The sequence below is a fragment of the Streptococcus mitis genome (genome assembly GCF_946190325.1).
In the GTDB taxonomy this organism is placed as follows: Bacteria; Bacillota; Bacilli; order Lactobacillales; family Streptococcaceae; genus Streptococcus; species Streptococcus mitis_CF.
In genome coordinates, this window is the sequence record NZ_CAMHZR010000007.1 from 30,302 (window position 1) to 53,576 (window position 23,275).

Consider the following 23,275-nt stretch of genomic DNA (forward strand, 5'->3'; position numbering starts at 1 on the left):
GACTAAAATTTTAGTAAAATGCTTATTCGCTTTTTACCCGTTTAACATAATTTTCAATTGGGTAGTTTAGAGGGTCCAAGGTCAACTCCTTGCCTTGGACCAATTGAGCCAGATGGTAACCAATGATAGGACCAGTTGTGAGACCTGAAGAACCCAGTCCACTAGCAGCATAGACACCTGCTAATTCTGGAACCTGCCCAAAGAAAGGAGAGAAATCGCTGGTATAGGCACGGACTCCCACACGCTCAGCTCTTGAATTCGCTTTAGATAAAACTGGATAATGGGGCAAGGTTGCCTCCTCCATTTGTTTGAGCAAGGTTTCATCTACCGTCAAATCAAATCCCATATCATTTTCATGAGTAGCTCCTAGGGACAATTTCCCACTTGCAAAAGGAATCAAATCCCACTCCCCTTCTGGCATAACAACAGGGTAAGCTTCCATGTCTTGGGCAAGTTGATAATCTCGGAGTTGCCCCTTTTGGGGACGAACATCTACTTCATAACCTAAAGGCTCTAACATGTCCCCCAACCAAGCTCCCGTTGCCAAAATAACCTGATCAAACACCTCTTCGCCAATCTGGTAGCCTGACGATAAAGGTGTCAGAGTTACTTTTTCTTTGACCAGCTTGACCTGACTGGCTTCTAGCAAACGAGTCACTAAGAGTTGACCATCTACTCTCGCTCCACCAGAAGCATAGAGCAGGTGATCAAATCCCTGCAAGCCAGGGAATAATTCATTAGCTGATACTTGGTCTAGAATGGCTAACTGCCCTATCAAGGGAGACTCTTCTCTGCGCTGGAGGGCCAGTTGATAGAGTTCTTCCAACTTGGACTCATTCTTCTTCAAGAGAAAGACTCCCGAACGCTGGTAAAAGTCGATTTCTTGTCCTGATTTCTCTAAATCAGCTAATAAATCCACATAAAAGTCAGCCCCCAAGCGCGCCATTTTGTACCAGGCTTTATTGCGGCGTTTGGAAAACCAAGGACTGATAATTCCTGCTGCGGCCTTGGTAGCTTGACCTTGTCCATGGTCAAAAACGGTCACCTCTAGTTCACTTTCTTTCGACAGGTAGTAGGCTGCTGTTGCTCCTACAATTCCTGCTCCGATAATGGCAACTTTTTTCATTGTTTTCACTTTCTAACTAGATATGGTGGAAAGGATTGGTCGATGCTTGACTAGGTACAATATCAATAGTCCATCCCTTTTCTGACTTCCATTGACTAAGGAGTGCGGAAATTTTTTCCACAAAAAGCACTTCAATATAGTGACCTGGGTCCAATGCCAGTACCCCATCAGACAACATATCCTGGGCAGTGTGGTAGTAAATATCACCAGTGATATAGACATCGGCTCCTTTAGCTAAAGCATCCTTATAGAAAGACTGCCCGCTTCCACCACAGATGGCCACTCTTGAAATAGGTTTCTGCAAGTCATTCTCTTGATAATGCACCAATCGAAGACTATCTAAACCAAAGACTCGCTTGACATGCTGGGCCAATTCCCCAAATGTCTGAGGATGAACATTTCCAATACGTCCAATTCCACGTTCAGGACCTGTTTCCTGAAGATAAGTTGTATCCTCGATTCCTAGCATCTGGCAAAACCAATCATTGAGACCATTTTCAACGATGTCAATATTGGTATGGCTAACATAAACTGCGATATCATGCTTGATGAGATCAATGTAAATCTGATTTTGTGGACGGCTAGCTACCAAATCCTTGATGGGACGGAAAATCGGCGCGTGCTTGACGATAATCAAATCCACACCTTTTTCAATAGCTTCAGCCACCGTTTCTTCACGAATATCCAGAGCAACCATGACACTTTGGATATCCTTGTCCAAAGTTCCAATTTGCAGGCCACGACTGTCTCCCTCCATGGAAAATTCCTGAGGGCAAAAGGCTTCATATGCGTTAATTACTTCACTTGCTAACATGGAGCACCTCCTTGATGGCTTGAATCTTATCTACTAGAACTTGACGTTCTTCCAGATTTTTCTCTGGGATTTGTCCGAGAGCAAACTCTAGCTTAACAACTTCTTTTTGCCATTTTTGGACAAAGACTGGACTGACCTCTTTGCACAAGAAAGGTCCAAAGCGAACATCACTGGCTGATAGCTTCATTTGTCCTGCTTCCACCACCAAAATCTCGTAAAACTTGCCAGCTTCTTCTAAGATGCTTTCAGCTACAATCTGAAATCCGTTCTCTTGTAGCCAGATACGCAAATCGTCTTCACGATTATTGGGTTGGAGGATCAATCGTTCTACATTAGCTAACTTGTCCAAGCCTTCTTCTAAAATCCTAGCAATCAAACGACCTCCCATCCCAGCAATGGTAATGACCGATACCTTATCTGCCTCTTCAAAGGCTGCCAAGCCATTGGCTAAACGAACCTGGATTTTCTCCTTTAGGCCGTGGGCCTCAACATTTTTGACAGCAGACTGATAAGGTCCCTCCACAACTTCACCTGCAATGGCACTTTTAATTTGTCCTCTTTCGATCAACTCGATAGGCAGATAAGCATGGTCACTCCCCACATCTAGTAAAATGGCTCCCTGCGGCACAAAAGACGCCACCAACTCTAATCTCTTTGAAATCATCTTCTCTCTCTTTCCAAAACTCTATTACCTCTTATTATACCACATTTCAACTGGCAATCTTGTACCTAAAAAGACCGCAATCCACAGATTGCAGCCTTTCTTTATTTTCTAGCTTGGTAGCGACTGGTCAAAATGAAAATCACGGTAAAGAACAGCATCATGATACCATAAACAGGTAGTGTTTGTCCTGTTAAGGTTGAAATTTCAAGCAGTTTTTGAATTCTTGGGAAGAGAGCTGTGGCTAGGAAGCCTCCTACTGACCAAACAATCAAGAGGACACGCCATAGGGTAAATGGCATGCAGGCTCTAAATACGGATAAGAAACCAATTGACCCCAAGAGATAATAGAGTAGAGTTGAGATTTCTAACTCAGACCAACCTTGGCTACTTCCAAATATTTTCACAAAGAGAACGCTGAACACAACCATAAGAGCACTTGGTAGAGCACGAAGCATGGATTTTCTGAGGAAGTTTGGCTCAACAGGTTTGATATTTCGCTCAAAAGTGAGAACGAATGGTGGGAAACCTTCCACGAACTGGTCAATCATGGTAATCTGGATTGGAATGAAGGGGAAAATCAAGATCCACTCCGACCGCCCTAGGAGAGCACTGGCGATACAGATAACTGCGAGCAAGAATGAGTAGATGGTCTTTATCAAGAAAATCGGGGCGATATGGGCAATGTTATTGACCACACGACGACCCTCGAAGAGAATCTCAGGAACATCATTAAAGTCAGAGTTCAAGAGAACCAGATTGGCAATCTGACGTGTCGCCGGATCTCCTTCTGCCATTACGATAGAACAATCCGCTTCACGAAGAGCCAGGATATCATTGACACCGTCCCCTGTCATAGCCGTTGTATGACCTGCTTTTTTCAGCGTTTGGATGATGAGTTTCTTTTGATGAGGGGAAACACGTCCAAAAATAGCTGTCTCCTCAGCCATAGCAATCAATTCCTCATCTGTGATTTTCGAGCAATCTACATAGCTATGGTAGTCCGCAAAACCAGCCTTCTGAGCAATGCTGGACACCGTAACTGGATTGTCACCAGAAATAATCTTGAGTCCCACTTCCTGAGAACGGAGATAGTCCAGCGTCTCTGCTGCTCCTTCTCGAATAGGATCCAAAATTTCCAGCAAGGCTAGAGCCTGAATATCAGATGGTTTCTGTGGCTTGTGATGGTCTAGTTTTTCCTGACTGAGAGCTAAGACCAAGACACGTGAACCTCTCTCCAAGGCCTCCCTGGCTTCTGGGACCTCAGAATCCAGCAACATCTCAGGTGCACCTAAGAAAACTGTCCCCAGATCCTCTAATTCCATAGCCCCCCACTTGCGGTCGCTGGAGAAAGGCAGATTAGAAATCATAGGGTAGGCAACCTCTCCCACAAAACGCTGGCGAATAGCTTGAGCTGTTGGATTCTTATCCTCACTATGAGCCATATAACTAGTCAGGATGCTGGAAATAGCCTCATCACCATAAGTTTCCGTCAGTGGAAGGACAGCTTCCACCTGCATCTTTCCTTGGGTGATGGTACCCGTCTTATCCAGACAGAGCATATCCACGCGCGCCAAGGTCTCAACAGAGTACATCTCCTGCACCAAGACCTTTTTCAAGCCCAACTTAATCACTGCGGTCAAGAGCGAAGTAATGGTCAAAAGGGCAATTCCCTTGGGCAACATCCCCAGAAGGGCTGTCGACGAATTTACAACGGACGACTTAAGAGGCAAGCCTTTTAAAAGCAAGGCTTCTAGTAAGAGAGCCAGACCAAAAGGAATGATAATCTTCCCAGTAAAACCAGCTAGCCTGTCCAAAGATTTCATGATACGAGAGTTGATTGGTTTAACGGTCTTGGCTTCCAGCATGAGTTTGGCAGCATAGTTGTCTGCACCGACATGGTGAACTTGAGCTAAAACTGACCCACTGGCTAGGAAACTTCCTGACAAAAGCAAGGCATCCACTTCCTTTTGCACCAAATCACTTTCCCCCGTCAACATGGCTTCATTGACTTCCGCAAAGCCTTCCAAAACCAAGGCATCACTAGGAATCTGCTCTCCTGCAGACAAACGAATGACATCTCCTAACACCAATTCTTCAGGATTCAGAGCCACTTCTTGGCCATCACGAATAGTCTTGACCTTTTCCTTGGTCATGAGATTGAGCTTGTCCACCATGTGTTTAGCCCGCAGCTCGGTCACAATCCCAGAAAAAGCGTTAAAGCAGATAACAGCAAAAAAGACCAAATTGCTCCAAGCCTGCACAAAGGCAAGGGCCAAAGCAATGGCAAAGTTCAAAGCGTTAAAAAGGGTAAAGACATTTCGTTTAACGATTTGCCAAGTGCTAGTACTGGCCGATGCAGTAAAATCATTGACCAAGCCCTTAGCCTGTCTTTCCTTGACATCTCTTTGGGTTAATCCCATAATCTTATTTTTATCCATAAATTCTATCATATCATTTTTTTTAACAGAATTCTAATCTCACCCCAAATATGCACCTAGTCAAGGGAAAAGTTTGCCAGCCCTCCTTTGATAAGGTATAATAATAACAAGAAAATAATCGAAGGAGATCGCATGTTTTATACTTATTTACGTGGATTGGTTGTCTTGCTCCTATGGTCCATCAATGGCAATGCCCACTATCATAATACTGATAAAATTCCTAATCAAGATGAAAATTATATTTTGGTTGCGCCTCACCGCACTTGGTGGGATCCAGTTTACATGGCCTTTGCGACCAAACCAAAACAATTTATCTTTATGGCCAAAAAAGAGCTCTTTACCAACCGTATCTTTGGCTGGTGGATTCGTATGTGTGGTGCCTTTCCTATCGACCGTGAAAATCCTAGCGCCTCAGCCATCAAATATCCTATCAATGTTCTCAAAAAAAGTGACCGCTCTCTCATCATGTTTCCAAGTGGAAGCCGACACTCAAACGATGTCAAGGGTGGCGTAGCTCTGATTGCCAAAATGGCCAAGGTCCGTATTATGCCGGTTACCTACACAGGTCCCATGACTTTGAAGGGCTTGATTAGTCGTGAACGTGTCGATATGAACTTTGGAAATCCAATTGATATCTCAGATATCAAAAAAATGAATGACGAAGGCATTGAAACAGTCGCCAATCGCATTCAAGCAGAATTCCAACGTTTGGACCAAGAAACGAAACAATGGCACAATGATAAAAAACCAAACCCACTCTGGTGGTTTATCCGCATCCCTGCTCTCATCCTTGCCATTATCCTCGCTATCCTAACCATCATCTTTAGCTTTATCGCAAGCTTCGTATGGAATCCAGATAAAAAGAGAGAAAAACTTGGTTAAATAAATACAACAATCCCTTGGCAAAAGCCAAGGGATAAATCTTTTATTCGATTTTCCATTTTTGAGCCAACCAGTTGGAAAAGGCTAAAAATCGTTCAGCTGCTTGTTCATGGTGTCCATAAGAATCAAAGACAAACTGGCTGTTCGGATAGCATTTCTGAAGACTGGTATGGATCTGCTCAGCATAGGCTGGTGCTTGAGCCAAGCGATTAGTATGGTGTGCTCCTTCTGTTTGACCATTCTGTAAATACAGCATACAGTCTAGATTTTTCACTGTCTCTTCCTTGCAATAAGCCACAAAATCAGGATACCAAAAAGAACCACAGATAGAGAAAACACAGGAAACCTTGTCAAAGCTGAAAAGACTGTAGACTGCTGCCAAGCCACCTAGTGAATAACCTCCGTAGGCAAGGCGTGCTTCATCCAGTCGATAAAGCGACTGCAACTTGTCCAAAAGACCTCCAAATAAACAATCATGATAGACGTTGGCCTGACCTCCAAAAGCTGGAGTTCCCTCTCTCAGAGCCGATGCCCTCCAGGGAGTGTAGTCATCTAGGCGATTCTTAGAGGTCAAACCAACTAAAATCACAGATTCTGAAAGGGAAGATAGAAAATACAAGTTTCCATCATTCAATAAAATAGCCGGATAGATTTGACTGGGATCGTAGTTAGAGGGAAGGCTGATTTTGACTTGAATTCCTTCCCAATCAAACTCATTATTTATTGATAAAGTCATTGATTTTCTCAAGGGAATCAATCACTGCTGGACCATAGTCCATCAATTCATCGTAAGAGATGGTCATGATTTTTTGATTCTTAATAGCAGGAACGCTTTCCAAAACAGCATTTGCCTTCATCAACTCTACTGCTTTTTCATCCAATTTTTTATTGCGGTCGCTGGTTACATAGATAATCAATTCAGGATCCATTGACACGAGATTTTCCAAGGTCAAGCCTGATGTCCCCGTAGCAACGTTTGTATAACCAAGTTGGTTCAGCAAACTTTCTTGCAAAGCAGACTTGTAGGCACCGAAGGTTTCATCATTATAAGCAACCATAATCAAAGCCTTTTTCTTTTCACCTTGGCTTGCTGGGTTTGCTTTCTTAACAGCGTCAATTTTAGTTTGTAATTGGGCTGCGTATTCATTGGCCTTGTCCTGAACATTAAAAATCATTCCCAGATTTTTGACATCTTCTACGATATTCCCCAAATCTTGTTGAATTGTTGAGAGAGAAGCTTTTTGCGTATAAACTGGGATTTTGTTTTCATTCCAAGTGATAACTGTCCCCAAGGATTTTTCAGAAAACATCATGTTTCGACCCATCACAGCGTCTGGCTCATAAGAAAGGACTGTTTCTTGTGAGACTGTTTTTTTATCTCCAATTTGAGGAATCGTCGCAATCGCGTCCTTGTATTTGTCCGTCACAGCATTATCAGGGTTAAGCATGCCAGTAATTTTATCCTTCAGCCCTAACTCCAACAAGATTTCAGTAGTTGAAAGGTTATTTGTGATAACTTTTTCAGGGGCCTTGTCAAAGACTTGTTCGACTTCATTTCCCTTAGCATCATAGGTTTTAACCGTTAGTGGATAAGTCGTCTCTGTGCTCGCCTTTTGACTTGTTTCTGTGCTAGATTGTGTAGTAGCTTTTTCTGTAGTAGTATTGCCACAAGCTGCCATGGTTAGGGTAGCTACTGTTACGAGTAAAATACTGAGTGTTTTTTTCATCTTGTTTTCCTTTTCATTCTTATAAATAGTGAATCATAGCTTGCTGGTCCTCGGTCCAAGTCACCTGACTTTGAACTCCGTATACAGTTTGCAATGACTCAGGGGTGATGGTCTCCTTTGGAGTCCCTTGGTAAAGGATTTCCCCCTCTTTCATCAGATAGAGATAATCCGAATAGCGACAAGCAAGTTGAATATCATGCAGGACAGCTAGAACATTGACCTTAAGATTCTTCACAATAGCCAACAAGTCTAACTGGTACTTGATATCCAGGTGATTGGTTGGCTCGTCCAGGAGCAAGAGAGTCGGTTCTTGCGCCAAGGCGCGTGCTAATAAGACTCGCTGTTTCTCCCCACCTGAAAGAGACGAATAGAGACGAGTTTTCTTCTCAAGCATATCCACCTTGACGAGAGCATCTTGAACGAGGGCATAATCCCTTTCCTTTTCCTTCTGTAGAAAAGAGAGGTGTGGAGTTCTTCCCAGCAAGACGATTTCCTCAACTGTACAATCAAACTGCAATTGATTAAACTGGGTGACGACCGCCATTTGCTTGGCTGTTTCTTTGAGTGACCAATGCTCCAGCGGCTTTCCATCTAGGCTTATCAAACCTTTGTCCGCCCTTTCCTGACGATAGAGGAGTTTAAGTAGGCTGGTTTTTCCACTTCCATTTGGCCCTAATATCGTATGAAATTGATGCCCCTCAACCTTAAGAGAAACTCCTTTGAGGATTTTTTTCTCTCCTAGTCTAAAGTGGACATCCTGACAAATCAAGTCCATATCAGGTCCTCACCTCCCTTCGCCTACCTCCAACAATGTAGATAAAGAAGGGAGCACCTACTAAGGCTGTGAAAATACCAATCGGCAGCTCAGCATTGGGAATGATGACACGAGAGAGTACATCTGCCCAGACGACAAAGAGGGCACCCAGTAAAGTCGCAACGGGAAAAAGTCTCCTGTAATTCGTTCCTACTAACCCTCGAGCTAAGTGGGGCGTAATCAGACCAACAAATCCAATAATCCCACAAGTTGCCACTAAGACTGCTGTCAGAACAGCCACCATGGTCACATAAAGATACCAATAAAAGCGTAAGGGAATCCCCAAAGTTAAAGCAGCCTCATCTCCCATCATCATCGCATTAAAAACACGATACTGGGTAGCGAAAAATAGAAAAGCCGATCCTACTACTATAGTTGGCAGGACTAAGTCAGACCAAGTAGTCCCTGCAAGTGAGCCCATAGTCCAAAACTTAATGGTCATCACACTGTCAGCATTAGCGCCAACAGAGATAATAAAGTTGGAAAAAGCCAGAAAGAGAGCATTGACCACCGTTCCTGATAAGATTAGACTAGAAGTCGTCATCCTGCCCTGCATAGAGGCAATGATGAGGACAGCAATGGTTGCCAAAATAGCTCCAAGAAAAGCTCCAAGGCTAATCACCTCTTTTAAACCAAGAATAATGCTCAAGGTTGCCCCTAGAGTTGCACCCGCAGAAATTCCTAAGACATAAGGCTCTGCGATGGGATTGTTCACTGTAGACTGCATCACGCTGCCACACATAGAAAGACCAGCCCCTACTATCAGACCTAACAATACTCGGGGGAATCTCATGTTCCATACAATGGCAAGAGTGGACTTGGAAACCTCTCCTATCTCAAGAGGAAAACCCAACCTGCTCAAAATAATCCGATAGGTATCGCCTAGATCAATCGCAACGGATCCCATAGAAACTGCTAGAAAGAGCGAAATCCCTAAAGTAGTTAGCAAAATACCTAAAAGTAACACAAATTGCAGGTCCCGTCGGCTTCCAGAAAATTTGGAAAGCATGAAAACCTCCTTAAACAAAATTAAAAATTTAGAAAATTCTCATGAAAAGTATACCATATTTCTATTAGATGAACAAGGATGGAAATATATATAGAAAAAGCCCTCTGAAGTCAGAGAGCTGATTTGAGCTCGGGCTAAAATCCTAGTGAAACAAAAAATCTACATGGTCAGAAAAGTCTCTATCGTGCCATTTTCATACATGATGTATAGTCCAAGTAAAATGAATACTAAGGGCACAATGATTCGCTCGTATTTTTCAATTGTCTCGAATATTAACGGAATAGAGGATAACACCCGACTAATCTCGCATAAGATAATTATGCCGATTACAAACACAAGCAACGCCACGAGGGTCTGTGACCAATCTAACGAAGCAAAATAAGGTATATAGATACCTAAATTATCTCCGCCAGACGCAATTGTTAGCAATGTAACTGTCCAAAACAGTTGATTTGCCTTGCTTTGTTCTAATCTTTCAATAATTTCTTCCTCTTCTTCCTCTTCTTCCTCACCTTCTCCAACAATTGCAAAGCGAATCCCTAAATAGATAGGGATTAAACCAAGCAATCCAACCATCCATTCTTCAGGCACGAAATTAACGATATAAGCAGCAACTAAACTCGCCCCTACAAGTAAGCCTGTGCCTAGATATTGCCCCGCATAAATATGCCATTTTTGTTTATTCTGTGATAGCTGTGCAAATAAAATAATTAAAATAATTAAATAATCGATACTGGTGGAAATATAAACACCAATAGCAGATATGATTGTCTGTCCCATAAAAAACCTCCTGTATTGGTCAGTAATAAATCAGCAGATTTTAGGAGAGCACAGACACATTAATTTAGCTATCGCTAGTGGGTAATGTCGAACATAGGAAAGCATTTTACTCCTCCTCAAAAAGTAGTTACAAAGTAATTTCTAACTGAAATTCGGTGACTACTTCCATGTAAAGTATAACATACTATACTTTACTTCGTAAAGTGTGGGCTCTCCGAGGGGGCTTGCAGACAGCTACTAGGCTTTTCAAGTCGAGTAGCTGCGCACCCTTATGGGGTAATTAGTTGATACCATTTGAGGTTTTTGTAGTCTCCAAAATTGTGACCGATAAAACAATGAACCGCTCTTAGATGAGAATGGAAATGTTTTTGTAGTCTCCAAAATTGTGACCGATAAAACTAAACATGGCAATCAATGGGTATAATCTATGTTTTTGTAGTCTCCAAAATTGTGACCGATAAAACGCCAAGGTGTTCAAGGAATTACGGACTTGAGTTTTTGTAGTCTCCAAAATTGTGACCGATAAAACCTCTGATGAGTTTCTCTGTTAGTCAACTAGGTTTTTGTAGTCTCCAAAATTGTGACCGATAAAACAAAGAGGTCTCAATTTCTCGCAAATGAGCTGTTTTTGTAGTCTCCAAAATTGTGACCGATAAAACTTTGATTTGAGCTTTTGAAAGTCATCTTGGGTTTTTGTAGTCTCCAAAATTGTGACCGATAAAACCTCAATAAAAAAGCCCTCTGAAAATCAGAGAGCTGATTTGAGATTAGGGTAAAATCCATACAAAAAAGCTACCCAATGGAGTAGCTTCATTATCAAGACATGCTCAATTGAACACGGCCTAAGTACTTTGCAAAAAAGATAAAATTTCCTAAAAACTGAAGTTTCTTCGTCAATTTTCCTATTTTTGCTTTGTGCTTTTGACGGCCTTTTTATCTTGAATTAACGACGAAGTCCTAGAGAGTTGATCAACTCACGGTAACGGTTAACGTCGTTTTTACGCAAGTATGCAAGCAAGTTACGACGGCGACCGATTTTTTTCATCAATCCACGGTAAGTAGCGTGGTCTTTTTTGTGTTGTTTGATGTGTTCGTTAAGGTGGTTGATTTCCCAAGTAAGGACAGCAACTTGAACCTCTACTGAACCTGTATCACCTTCGTGACGAGCATATTGTGCGATGATTTCATTTTTTTTCTCTTTTGAGATTGCCATGATGTTTCTCCTTTTTATTTGGCTTCATCCGAGTGACAGGTTGGCATGCCTGCAACCAAGAAGAAGTTATTTGTCTTTCCGACAGTTCTTATTCTACCAAGAAGCAGAGACTTTGTCAACAGATTTACTTTTTAAAAACTTGACCTACTCTACTGATTTCAGAGCTTCAAGCATATCCACCTTTCTCAAGTGGTTATTGACAAAGAGACCCAGTAAGGCTAAGATTACAGTCACTGCGACGATTGGAAGAGCATAGACTTCCCAGCTGACTCGTGGATAAAAAAGTATGGTGGCAGGTGAGATCATTTGAATCAAAAATTGATGTAAATAGTAGCCAGCTACCAAACCGAGAACAATCCCCACAAAAGACAGCACCATGGTCTCGCGGTAGATATAGAGGGTCACTTCTTTATTATGGAAACCGAGAACCTTGATGGTCGAAAGTTCACGGATACGTTCTGCCACATTGATATTGGTGAGATTGTAAAGAATGACAATGGCTAGCAAGACGGAAACAAGGATAAGGATTGCCATGGTTTTATTGAGAGAATTGGCTACAGATTCAAAGAGGTGGATAGCCGTTGCATTTTGGACCACCCCAGAAACAGCAGTTTTTTTCATAAAGGCCGCAGCTTCTTTCTCCGTATTGGATGGTGTTGGCTCTTTTAATTTTACTAGGTAGGTATTGTCTTGTGTACTGGTACCATAGACTTGTTCATAAGTTTCTCGGTTGAGATAAACAAAGTGTCCAACATAGTTTTCAGAAATAGCCGCGACCCTGATTTCTTTTCCATCAAGCTCCAGCTTATCTCCAACCGTAACACCTGCTAGTTGAGCTAGTTTTTGACTCACGACGGCTCCAGCAGTAATCTCTACCTCTTGGCCATTTTCCTCTAATGCGATAAAGGGTTTGAAATTTTCTATGCTTGTGACCATTATGGTGATAGTCTGAAGTCCTGCTTTTCCTTTGAAATCTTTTTCAATGGATTTAGAGTAGATTTTTTGGTAAGCATGGATAGGCTCAGCTTGTAAGGCACTTTCTAGGTCTACTTTTTCTTTCTCCGCTACACTGCTCTTTTCCGCTACAATCATCTGGTATTGCTGGATTTGTTCAAATTGACGATCGACAACTCCTCCCACAGAAGACTGAATGCCAAGACCTGCAAATAGGAGAGCAACCGAACCCGCAACTCCAAAAATGGTCATCAACATCCGTTGCTTATAACGGAAAATATTTCGCGCCGTAACCTTATGAGTGAAGCTCAAACGACTCCAAATAAAACTCAGGCGTTCCAGCAAAATCTTTGATCCTTTAACGGGAGGTTTGGGCAGCAAAAGTTGGGCTGCTTCATCGTGCAATTCCCTCCGTGCCACTAGATAAGCTGGCAAGACACTGGATACCCAACTTAAGGCCAGGGCAAGAAGGCTATAAGACCAGTAGAAATACTCCTGACTTTTCCCAACGACCATTCCAGCTGTTATAACATCCGAAATCACGCCTGCAAGGAGATAATGTCCTAGAAGCGTTCCTAAAACGGTTCCCACAGTTCCTGCAAGAAAACCATAGAGGACAAACTTGGCAACAATATCTTTATTCTGGTAACCTAGGGCCTTGAAAATACCAGCATTGGTACGCTCTTCATCCACAAAGCGAGTCATAGTTGTAAAGGTTACCATTGCAGCGACCATATAAAGCACCACGGGAAAGATATTCCCAACAGAACGAATACTTGCTGAAGCGTTACTGTACATGAGATAGCCTTGACCGCCTGGCATGGTTTGGCGGTTGTATACATGGTAAGTAGGCTCTGCCAGTTCATCAAGCTCTTTCTGGCGTTGTTCAAGCTTCTCTTTTTCCTTGGCTAGATTACTCTCTGTCTGAGCCATTTTTTCTTTTTCTGTAGCCAATTCTTCCTTAGCTTTTGTCAATTGCTCCTTGACTTGACTCTTTTGAGGCTCAGGCAAAGCGGTCACTTGTTCTTCTTGCGTTTTCAATCGACTTTCAGCCTGTTCTAACTGACTCTTGCCTTTTTGAAGGTTACCTTCAGCTGTTTGGAGCTGCTCTTTTCCATCTTCCAAGCTCTTTTGCCCATTTGCTTTGATACTTGCCAATCTTTTTTGACCATTATCGGCAAGCAAGTTTTGTAAGTCTTCCTGGTGTTGATCTCGTTTGCTTCTATAGTCTGATGAAAAAGCATCCAAATTTTTTAAATCATCATAGCGCACACGCGCAATACTATACACTTCTGTATCAAACTGACTGGCTACAATCACTCCATAGCCAGCCAAGCTTCCATTTCCACTACTAGCCCCTCCCAAGTCTTCTTGAGAAAGTATCTCACCCGACTGAACAAATCCAGTAATGGTGAAAGATTGGGATTTTATGACGGTCTTCCCTTCTTCTTTCTTGCTAAAGGTGATAGTCTGCCCAATCTGATAGCGGTCTTTCCAGAAATCTGCCAAGGAAATTTCCTCATCAGCTTCTGGCAGTCGCCCTTCTGTCACTTGAAAAGTTGAAATTCCCTCTGGCTTAGAATACAGTCGAACCGCTTCTTCACTATTTTCAACGGTTAGGTCTGCCATATAGCCAAACTCAACACTTGCTCCTTGAAGGGTCTTTAGTTCGTCTCGATCCTCTTTATCCAAGCCATAATCAGCTATCACTGCCAGATCCAAGGTATTTGCTTTACGAAGATAATCCTCAGCCGTACGTTCCATATTGGGGCTAGTCACTTTGAGACCTACTAGGGCTAAAGACCCCAGCATCATCAAGGTCAAGATGGATAAAAAGCGTCCCTTGGAAGCAGTCACCGACTGGAGCAAGTCTTTTCGGTATGTTTTTTTCATGCTAATACTCCAATGTATCGATAGCCTGTGGATTCTCATTGATTGTTACTCTCATAACAGTGGCATCACGCATATGAATCACCCGATCTGCGATAGGAGCTAGCGAGCTATTGTGAGTCACGATGATTACCGTCGCTCCCTTTTGACGAGACATGTCTTGGAGAATCTTCAAAACCTGCTTGCCCGTCTGATAATCCAAGGCGCCTGTTGGTTCATCACAAAGGAGGATTTTTGGATTTTTGGCTACTGCGCGTGCAATGGAGACTCGCTGTTGCTCCCCTCCAGAAAGCTGGGCTGGAAAGTTATTCATCCGATGAGCCAGACCTACATCTGTCAAAACCTGCTCAGGATTCAAGGCATCTGTCACGATTTCAGAAGCCAACTCCACATTTTCCTTAGCGGTCAGATTGGAAACTAGATTATAAAACTGAAAAACAAAACCGACATCATTGCGGCGGTAATTGGTTCTCTGGTGGGAACTATAATCTGCAATATTGGCACCATCAATCCAGATTTCCCCCTCGTCATTGGTATCCATTCCCCCAAGAAGATTAAGAACCGTTGACTTGCCTGCACCAGACGCACCTAGAATGATAACCAATTCACCCTTTTCAATTTCAAAATTCACATCGCGATTAGCCACAATCTCCGTATCCCCAACCTGGTAACGCTTGTAGCTGTGTTTCATTTCAATATAAGCCATCGTCCTTCTCTCTTTCTTACAAACAAGTCACTCTTTACTATCATTATAACGCTTTTTCGAAGAGTTGGATACTAGAATAAAAAGAAAAACCTGGGTATTCCTAGGCTTTCTTTTTACAAATTATTTTCCAAGGTAGTATTCAGAAACTACATTCAATTTTTCGTCGAATTCGAATACCAATGGTGGGAAGTTAGGGATTTCCACGTCCATGATTTCATCATCTGACAAACCTTTGATGTGTTTTACAAGGGCACGGATTGAGTTACCGTGAGCTCCTACGAATACGTTTTTACCATCTTTAAGAGCTGGAGCGATTTTATCTTCCCAGAATGGAAGGGCACGTTCCAAAGTCACTTTCAAGTTTTCAGCATCTGGAATAACTGAATCGTCAAGTGAAGCGTAACGACGGTCAGTGTGAGCTGAGTGCTCATCATCACGATCCATACATCAAATTTCATTTCAGATTCTAGATTAATTTACTGTCTAACCCCAGAAAGCATCTTCTACTGCTTGATCTGATGAAAAGAGCCAAACTTCCTTGATTTTTCCATCTTCTATGCGGAAAAGATCAATACCGTTCATGTTGAGTTCCTCACCATCTGGGCGAGTTCCGACAAAGGTCACACTGGCTGCTACAAGGTCAGTATTATCAGATACCCAGTTAGTCAATACTTTAAAGGTACCGTTTGTTTTTTCTGAAAATTGAGCTAAGTGGACTCCAAGAGCTTCTTTTCCAACCACTGTACCAGAAGTACTATTCTGACCTGGCTGGTGCCAGATGATATCATCTGCCATAGTCTCAAAAACAGCTGGAAAATTACCTGTTATAAGACCATTGTTATACGCGTTAAAAATTTCTAAATTTACTGACATGAGTTACTCCTCGTTTCTTTTATTTATGATATAATTTTATCATCTACTAACAAAAAAACAAGTAGGTACTTTATTATTATTTAGTATCAAATAAGATACTATTATTGACAAATAAGAGAATATTTTTTAAAAAAATTTGGAGGAATAATGGTAACTAAAGTCAGTGAATTTGGAATTTGCCCTTTTGCCACAACACAGCGTGTACTAACAGGTAAGTGGGCTCTAGTAATCATCTATCAACTCAGTACGGGAACTAAGCGGTTTAATGAACTACAACGGCTGATTCCTGGCATTACCCAAACCATTCTAACACGACACCTCAGACAGCTCGAAAAGGATAAAATCGTGGAGCGTAAGGTCTATGCTGAAGTTCCTCCACGGGTCGAATACAGTCTAACTGAAATGGGGAGAAAATTTCAAGATGTCCTAGATGCCATTGAAAGCTGGGGACTGGAGTATATCGAAATTCTAAACTGATTATCTCCTCTATTCGTCTCACCTTATAAAGTAAGACAAATAGAGAGACACTTCACAAAAAAAGGCAGAATAAATCCTGCCTTTTATCATTTATAATTATTTTCCAAGGTAGTATTCAGAAACTACGTTCAATTTTTCGTCGAATTCGAATACCAATGGTGGGAAGTTAGGGATTTCCACATCCATGATTTCGTCATCTGACAAACCTTTGATGTGTTTTACAAGGGCACGGATTGAGTTACCGTGAGCTCCTACGAATACGTTTTTACCATCTTTAAGAGCTGGAGCGATTTTATCTTCCCAGAATGGAAGGGCACGTTCCAAAGTCACTTTCAAGTTTTCAGCATCTGGAATAACTGAGTCGTCAAGTGAAGCGTAACGACGGTCTGTGTGAGCTGAGTGCTCATCATCACGGTCCATGTTTGGAGGCAATACATCGTATGAACGACGCCAGATGTGAACTTGCTCATCACCAAATTGTTCAGCAGCTTCAGCTTTGTTTTTACCAGTCAAACCACCGTAGTGACGTTCGTTCAAACGCCATGATTTTTCAACTGGAACCCACAATTGGTCAGAAGCTTCAAGAGCCAAGTTAGTTGTTTTGATCGCACGTTTCAATACTGAAGTGTAAGCTTGGTCAAATTCGATACCAGCTTCTTTGATCAATTTACCAGCGTCAATCGCTTGTTGTGTACCTTTTTCAGACAAATCAACATCAGCCCAACCAGTGAAAAGGTTAGCTTTGTTCCATTCAGACTCACCGTGGCGAGCAAAAACCAATTTTACCATTAGATGGATTCTCCTTTAAATTTTCCGAGGTTTCCCCTCGTTTATCTATTCTATTTTACACAATTTTTCACAAAAAAGCTAGTTAAAATCGACAAGTTCTGACAGTCAGGAAGTAAAGTCCTCTCATCCTGACTAGGAACTTCTATAATTCATTACTTTTTATTTGCAAAAATAGAAGTTCTAAAATCATTTGTTTGGTCTAGGTAGGCTTTAAAGACTGCTCTCTTAAGTTTATGAACTGCACTGTCAGTTTCTGGGTTATAGTCACTCCAACGCGTACCTTCCGCATCCTGTAAAACAGCTTGGTCCATGAGTTCTTGCAATTCTTTTACTCTTTGAATGGTTTTCGTGGCATTGCTCATCCATGATTGCGTCGAATCTTTAAAAGTAACTTTAGTCAAATGATCAAACTGAGCAACGCGCTCTTGATACATAGCTTTTTTGAAGGCTGCCCAAGATGAATACTGACCACCAAATAGCTTTTCTAAAACAAGCTTATCTGTCACTAATCCTTGCTTTTTACCGTAGAGGTTGATTGTCTGACCATTTTGTTTAGCAATTTCTTCATATTGGTTGGAAATATATGGGACCATACCATCTTTAAATCCTTTAGCAGCTAAGAGTTCATAAGCTATCCTACGCCCCATAAGATCTCCAGGAGTTCCTTTCTCACTGCTCAATGCTGAAAAGATTGGTGCAAAGAGTTTAATCGTAAAATAGCCATTTCTCTCATAAGTGCCAGCCTGATACTCACGAGCTGAGAGAATATTATTGTCAATCAAACTCTCAAAGCTAGTCAATTTTTGGGCTTCTTCTTCAGTCAAATCTTTCACAACATTAGTAGCATAAACATTATTTCCATCAGCAGGATCTGTTAGATAGTGGTTCTCGATTTTTCTGAGAGCTTCCATTTTCTGAGAAATATTCAGTTTCTTAACGATAGATTGCCCTTCAAGATATTCCAACAGATAGATGAGGTCAAACATATTATGAGCGTATTTCTGGAGATCGGATGCATCTTTGAATCGTTCCGTCGGATCTAAGACTTGTAGACGGGATCCTTCTAAGCTATCTGATTTTGAATGTTTCAAGATTGAGTTAATAGTAATGGTCGCATCATTTGGATGGTCTGGCGCTTGTAATAAGCCTTTAGCAAAGAACTCAGGACCAAGACCACTTCTTCTACCATAGCCACCAAGATAGATATCCTGATCGGAATCATGGGTCATCTCATGGGTATACGTAATAGCGCCATCCTTATCCAACATACGGTAAGACATATAATAGACACCATCTCCTGTTGCGTATGCACCGTGATGATTATGAACCACCTTGTTACCAACTGGTCCAAAGAAATGTTGCATTGCAGGATTTGAATTCTCAAAGTCTGCGATTGTTGAAGCCTTTCCTTCAGTATGATCATCACCAAATTTATAGGCATCATAAAGCAGGATCGTACGATAGAGTTTTTCACGTGACTGTTCATCTAAAATACGATACCAATAATCATAGTGATCTCGCTGACGCTTGGCTGTTTCACGCGCATTCTCTTCAACAAACTTATTGAGTTCATCTCCAGCCTTATAGTCGCTGTTGCGGTAGCGATCGTAAGCTCCAAATCCTAGGCTAGACAAGGTTGAGATGACAAATACAGATCTTTCTGGCAAAGTAAGGAGAGGCAAGACCATATTGCGGTATTTCCAAGTACTACTAGTAATTCGGTCATAAACACCGATAGAATACTTAGTCCCTGCTTGCTCTTGCTTGGCTTTGACCTCTGCAATAGTGGATTTTTCTTCGACAATGAAAGCTTTGGTCTGTTTTTTAAACCAGTCATTGTTGCTAGTGTTTGGTAAAAAGACTTTTCGGTAATTTTCTAGCGTGCTAAACAAATCTGTCGTCCCATGATGGCTGGCAAGGCTGATACCATAAGTATCAACGTTGTTCTTAGCAAGCAGATTATTAAATCCTGATTTCCCTAACTCAATCAAAGTATCTAACGGAGATCCATTTCCTTTGCCAAAGAAATCAAGGTGATACAAGACCAGGTCTTTAATATTAACCTGACCATAGCTAAAGTTATACCAACGCTCTAAGTAACTCATACCAAGAAGCAAGGCTTCCTTGTTGCGCTTGATTTTATCTACGATGTAACCTGTCATTACTTGATTGTTTTCAACTAGACCAGCATCCGCTGACAAGAGTTTTCTCAGACTTTCTTCTAGATGTTCCTTCGTTTTAGTAAACTGTTCTTCTAAATAGAGCTCGGTTTGCTTCACTTTTGGTGAAATACCAAGTGTGTTTCTAATAGCGTCTGAATGATAATTTACCTTCTTCAATTCTGGTAAGACTTGTCGGATAATCGTTTCTTGATTATACAAGAATTGGTTTGGCGTATAGAGAAGCCCCGTATCTCCTAGACTATATTCTGCTAACTTAGCAAAATCATTCTGGTACTTGAGCTGGAATGTTTCAGAGGAATGATCCTGGTAATGGAGCAAGAGTTTGTTTGCAGTCTGTTTGTTGGAAACAATATCTGTGATGACTTGGTCATCCTTCATCATGACTGCTGACAAGAGTTCTTTTTGATATAAAAGACTGTTCTCGTTAACTAGGTTTCCGTATTTGACGATGGTTGCCTTGTTGTAGAAAGGTAGCAATTTTTCAATATTTTTATAAGCCAAGGAGCGCTGAGCTTGATAATGCTTCACCTTAGAAAAATCACTTTCTTTACTACCACTTGTTGAAAGGGGTTCCACTGTTGGAGGAGTGAGAGGATTGATTTCTGCTTTTTTATTAGTCACTTCAGAAGCATCTAAAATTGTTCCTCTTTCTACAAATGATTCCTTGCTGACGACTTCTTCCCTGACCAAGGTGACATTGTATACTCTATTAGCTTTGTTGCTGAATGTATTAGCCACCTTCATTTCATTATAGTGGTAACCGGTAATAGCATTCCCGTTGGTTACATTGACATCACTTAGCACATTGGTCAATCTTCCTGCATGCTGTTCCTCATTCGTTTTTCGATCCCACAAATATCCAGCCACACCCGCAACTCTACCAAAGTGCTTGACATTGTTGATATCACCTTCAGCATAGCTATCCTGTATATACGCATCTTGGTCTACTAGACCTGCTAGCCCACCAACAGTCTGATCTGAACTATTCGTGTTGGAGGAAATGGCTACTGTCGCTTTTGACTTAGTCAGTGAAGCTCTGCCTCCTGTCAAATGACCGACCAAACCACCAATATTGTATGCCGCAGTCGTTTCATAGGTATTAACAATTCTTCCCTTAAAACTGCTCTCTGTGATACTTGATTGGTCTGCCTTAGCCAACAAACCACCGATACCACGTTCCCCAGCCAGAACACCATCGACATGAACTTGCTTAATCTTTGTGTTATCCGTAGCTTCATTGGCCAGTGAACCGATATCATCTTTACCAGAAATAGAGACATTTTTTAGGCTCAACTTTTCTACTGTGGCCCCTCTCAAGCTTTCAAAAAGAGGTTTTTTCAAGTTGTAAATAGCATAATGCTTGCCATCTTTTTCACCAATCAACTGACCAGTAAAGGTGCCTTTGATGTAAGATCTGTCATCAGGTCCCAACTCCACTTCGTTGGCATTCAAGCTAGCCGCTAAATGATAGGTTCCAGAGAGATTCTTGTTGATAGCTTTAACTAGGTTGCTAAAGGAAGTGAAGGTTGTTGTTTCTTCTGTGGCCTTTTTTGCGAGATAGAAGGTGAAATTATCGACATATTTATTTTCTAGCTCTTGCTGGAGTTTCTCAGCTTTGGCTATGATTTTATAAACGGATTGTCCATTTTTTATTTCTGCAGTTATTGAAGCGACAGGTAGATAGACATCTTTGAATGACGACGATTTTACCTTAACAAAGTAAGTGTCTAGATTACTTGGAACACTGTCTAAAGAAACATGTTGTTTGTAAGTACCATTGGTCTGACTATATAACTCCAGATCAGAAACATTTCTTAATTCAAGTGTTTTTTCTGGATCTTTTTCTTTTAGTTTTTCAGACGGATTTTCTGGTTTTGCTTGCTCAATATTACCAGTATATTCTGGAAGAGGAGCTACTTGTTCGGGTTCAACAATCGCTCCGGATTGGGTACCTGTATAAGATGGTTTCGATGGTACCTGTTCTGGTGCGACGATGGCTCCAGCTTGGATGCCAGTATATTCTTGTTTTTCATTTGTCTCAGGGGCAACTATTGCACCAGATTGCTCACCTTTATATTCTGGTAAGGAAGCATGGGTCTCTGGTTCGACGATGGTACCAGCTTGAGTTCCCTTGTACTCTGGTTGTGGAGCTACTTGTTCGGGTTCAACAATCGCTCCGGATTGGGTGCCTGTATAGGATGGCTTCTCAGCCGTTTCTGGTTCGACGATGGCACCAGCTTGAGTTCCCTGATACTCAGGTTGAGGAGCTACTTGCTCTGGTTCAACAATCGCTCCGGACTGGGTACCTGTATAGGATGGCTTCTCAGCCGTTTCTGGTTCTAGCAAAGCCCCTGATTGAGCACCTCCAACCTCTGGTTCCTGCTTTTCAGGTTCAACAATCGCACCAGATTGAATTCCTGTATATTCTGGAAGAGGAGAAACCTGCTCAGGATCTACTATTGCTCCAGATTGGGTGCCAGTATATTCTTGTTTTTTATTTGTCTCAGGGGCTACAACAGCTCCCGATTGCTCACCTTTATATTCTGGTAAGGAAGAATGGGGCTCTGGTTCGACGATGGCACCGGATTGAGTTCCCTTGTACTCTGGTTGTGGAGCTACTTGCTCTGGTTCAACAATCGCTCCGGACTGGGTACCTGTATAGGATGGCTTCTCAGCCGTTTCTGGTTCGACTATTGCTCCAGATTGCTCACCTGTATAGGATGGTAATGTAGCCTGTGTCTCAGGCTCTCCTTTCCTTGCAGACTGAGGTGTTTCACTCGGAGCCACTGCCTTTTTAGTCCCTTTCTCTACTATACGTGGCAAGGATTTTTCTACCTTGGTCGAGAGGATTTCACGAGTAATTTCTTGATTTTCAACAGTAAAAATGCGAACAACTTCAACCTTCTTCCCAACATGACCTTCTTGTTTGACACGAATAGTTCCCTCTGCTAGTTCAGGATTTTCTTGAACCACTTCAGCAAAGTCTAGATTGGTTACAATCTCTTGATCTTTGTATAAGAGCTCTGGTTTATTTAAACGACCAGCCAAGACTTCGTCCTGAGGATCCACACTAGCAGTACCAGACGGCTTTTGATTAGGTGAATCTTGAGAAGGGATTGACTTGTCAGCAGGGCTTGTTGGAGACGGACTTTTCCTCTCATCTCCTACCTTTTGCCTACCTTCATTGGTCTGAAAATGAGGTTGAAGCATATCGTCTAGTTTCTGACCTCTAGCAGCAGTTTCTTGCAGACTAGCTTCCTTGTCTTGCTTAATATAACCTAGATAGGTATAACCTGACAGGACTCTTGGCAGAGGCAGACTATCTCCTTGGGATAATTGATATTCTTGATTATATTGAAGCAAGAGTTGATTTTCAATAGCCTGAACAGAAGAAACCAAACCGCTCCCCATGCCTGTTATCAAAACAACCTTCAACAGTGCTTTCTTCTTGCCTTTCTTTCTCGAAACAGCAAAAATAAGGAGTCCAATCGAAGCGAGGGTTCCACCCGAAAGGACGGTAACCAGATTACTATGCTCACCAGTATGAGGCAACTGACCTAGTTGGGCTTTCTCATCCATACGATAGACTAGATAATAGATACTCTCACTATCTTCAGCAATATTAGGAAAATCCTTTACAATCAAGTCCTTCTCATGACTACTCAGTTCTGTATCCGTCACGTATTTATAGTGAATAGATACATTTTCTTGAGCAAATACGGTCCCACTACTAGCAATAGGCACAAAAAATAAGCTCGAAATTGAAGCAGACACAAGACCAATCGCTAACTTTCGTAAGGAAAAACGATGCTGCTTCTCTCCAAAAAATTTTTTCATTCTATATCCTCTCTATTATTTTATCCATTTCAAAATAGAAGAAGCATTTTGCTTCCTCACTCAGATAAACTTACAAGAAACAAAAATACTTCTATATAT

At 41.8% G+C, this 23,275-nt stretch carries 17 protein-coding genes, 1 pseudogene and 1 CRISPR repeat array; of the genes and pseudogenes, 2 read left to right on the forward strand and 16 right to left on the reverse strand.

The window, feature by feature from the left end:
• Positions 1–22: 22 nt before the first annotated feature.
• The 4 genes from N8M95_RS08005 to N8M95_RS08020 all read right to left on the reverse strand — a co-directional run bounded on the left by N8M95_RS08005 (position 23) and on the right by N8M95_RS08020 (position 5,042).
• Positions 23–1,126 carry an NAD(P)/FAD-dependent oxidoreductase gene (locus N8M95_RS08005; RefSeq protein ID WP_261116970.1) on the reverse strand — a complete coding sequence of 368 codons (1,104 nt, stop codon included), beginning with the start codon at positions 1,124–1,126 and terminating at the stop codon, positions 23–25.
• Between the two features lie 16 nt (positions 1,127–1,142).
• Positions 1,143–1,940: a Nif3-like dinuclear metal center hexameric protein gene (locus N8M95_RS08010; RefSeq protein WP_261116971.1), complete on the reverse strand. Its 798-nt coding sequence runs from the start codon at positions 1,938–1,940 to the stop codon at positions 1,143–1,145.
• Complete coding sequence (locus tag N8M95_RS08015) at positions 1,927–2,604, reverse strand: tRNA (adenine(22)-N(1))-methyltransferase (protein ID WP_261116972.1); 678 nt, start codon at positions 2,602–2,604, stop codon at positions 1,927–1,929. The genes N8M95_RS08010 and N8M95_RS08015 overlap by 14 nt, the downstream gene beginning before the upstream one ends.
• A gap of 101 nt (positions 2,605–2,705) precedes the next feature.
• Positions 2,706–5,042 (reverse strand): cation-translocating P-type ATPase, encoded by a 2,337-nt coding sequence (locus N8M95_RS08020; protein ID WP_261116973.1) that lies wholly within the window; start codon positions 5,040–5,042, stop codon positions 2,706–2,708.
• A gap of 132 nt (positions 5,043–5,174) precedes the next feature.
• Here N8M95_RS08020 and N8M95_RS08025 point away from each other — a divergent pair, with 132 nt between their 5' ends.
• Entirely contained in the window at positions 5,175–5,924 is a 750-nt protein-coding gene (locus tag N8M95_RS08025; RefSeq protein ID WP_261116975.1) for a lysophospholipid acyltransferase family protein, read from the forward strand.
• A 43-nt stretch (positions 5,925–5,967) separates the two neighbouring features.
• Here N8M95_RS08025 and N8M95_RS08030 read toward each other — a convergent pair whose 3' ends face one another.
• From N8M95_RS08030 to N8M95_RS08075, 10 genes and pseudogenes are all read right to left on the reverse strand, one after another.
• The gene (locus N8M95_RS08030) at positions 5,968–6,660 is read right to left on the reverse strand and encodes an alpha/beta hydrolase-fold protein (RefSeq protein ID WP_261116976.1); all 693 of its coding nucleotides are present in this window, start codon (positions 6,658–6,660) and stop codon (positions 5,968–5,970) included.
• Positions 6,641–7,651: an ABC transporter substrate-binding protein gene (locus N8M95_RS08035; protein ID WP_261116977.1), complete on the reverse strand. Its 1,011-nt coding sequence runs from the start codon at positions 7,649–7,651 to the stop codon at positions 6,641–6,643. Before N8M95_RS08035 ends, N8M95_RS08030 begins: the two co-directional genes overlap by 20 nt.
• A 19-nt stretch (positions 7,652–7,670) precedes the next feature.
• Complete coding sequence (locus tag N8M95_RS08040) at positions 7,671–8,426, reverse strand: ABC transporter ATP-binding protein (protein ID WP_120718591.1); 756 nt, start codon at positions 8,424–8,426, stop codon at positions 7,671–7,673.
• Between the two features lies 1 nt (position 8,427).
• Complete coding sequence (locus tag N8M95_RS08045; protein WP_261116978.1) at positions 8,428–9,474, reverse strand: FecCD family ABC transporter permease; 1,047 nt, start codon at positions 9,472–9,474, stop codon at positions 8,428–8,430.
• A gap of 159 nt (positions 9,475–9,633) precedes the next feature.
• On the reverse strand, positions 9,634–10,254 hold the full coding sequence (locus tag N8M95_RS08050) for a CadD family cadmium resistance transporter (protein ID WP_020901702.1): 621 nt from the start codon (positions 10,252–10,254) through the stop codon (positions 9,634–9,636).
• A 299-nt stretch (positions 10,255–10,553) separates the two neighbouring features.
• Positions 10,554–10,978: a CRISPR direct-repeat array (repeat unit 35 nt; unit sequence GTTTTTGTAGTCTCCAAAATTGTGACCGATAAAAC).
• Positions 10,979–11,197: 219 nt separating this feature from the next.
• A complete protein-coding gene (rpsO, locus tag N8M95_RS08055) occupies positions 11,198–11,467 on the reverse strand; it encodes a 30S ribosomal protein S15 (RefSeq protein ID WP_001018251.1) in 270 nt (89 codons plus the stop codon).
• Positions 11,468–11,611: 144 nt separating this feature from the next.
• On the reverse strand, positions 11,612–14,320 hold the full coding sequence (locus N8M95_RS08060; protein ID WP_314725967.1) for an FtsX-like permease family protein: 2,709 nt from the start codon (positions 14,318–14,320) through the stop codon (positions 11,612–11,614).
• On the reverse strand, positions 14,316–15,017 hold the full coding sequence (locus tag N8M95_RS08065; RefSeq protein ID WP_261116980.1) for an ABC transporter ATP-binding protein: 702 nt from the start codon (positions 15,015–15,017) through the stop codon (positions 14,316–14,318). The genes N8M95_RS08060 and N8M95_RS08065 overlap by 5 nt, the downstream gene beginning before the upstream one ends.
• A 120-nt stretch (positions 15,018–15,137) precedes the next feature.
• Positions 15,138–15,461: pseudogene (locus N8M95_RS08070) on the reverse strand (2,3-bisphosphoglycerate-dependent phosphoglycerate mutase); the annotation flags it as partial.
• 39 nt (positions 15,462–15,500) lie between these two features.
• Positions 15,501–15,890 (reverse strand): nuclear transport factor 2 family protein, encoded by a 390-nt coding sequence (locus N8M95_RS08075; protein WP_004262393.1) that lies wholly within the window; start codon positions 15,888–15,890, stop codon positions 15,501–15,503.
• A 147-nt stretch (positions 15,891–16,037) separates the two neighbouring features.
• Here N8M95_RS08075 and N8M95_RS08080 point away from each other — a divergent pair, with 147 nt between their 5' ends.
• Positions 16,038–16,367 carry a winged helix-turn-helix transcriptional regulator gene (locus N8M95_RS08080; RefSeq protein ID WP_004262396.1) on the forward strand — a complete coding sequence of 110 codons (330 nt, stop codon included), beginning with the start codon at positions 16,038–16,040 and terminating at the stop codon, positions 16,365–16,367.
• Between the two features lie 96 nt (positions 16,368–16,463).
• Here N8M95_RS08080 and N8M95_RS08085 read toward each other — a convergent pair whose 3' ends face one another.
• Both N8M95_RS08085 and N8M95_RS08090 read right to left on the reverse strand, forming a co-directional pair.
• Positions 16,464–17,156, reverse strand: a complete 693-nt coding sequence (locus N8M95_RS08085) for a phosphoglycerate mutase (RefSeq protein WP_000240129.1) — start codon at positions 17,154–17,156, stop codon at positions 16,464–16,466.
• 152 nt (positions 17,157–17,308) lie between these two features.
• Positions 17,309–23,176, reverse strand: coding sequence for a ZmpA/ZmpB/ZmpC family metallo-endopeptidase (locus N8M95_RS08090; RefSeq protein ID WP_261116981.1), 5,868 nt, complete (start codon positions 23,174–23,176; stop codon positions 17,309–17,311).
• Between the last annotated feature and the right edge of the window lie 99 nt (positions 23,177–23,275).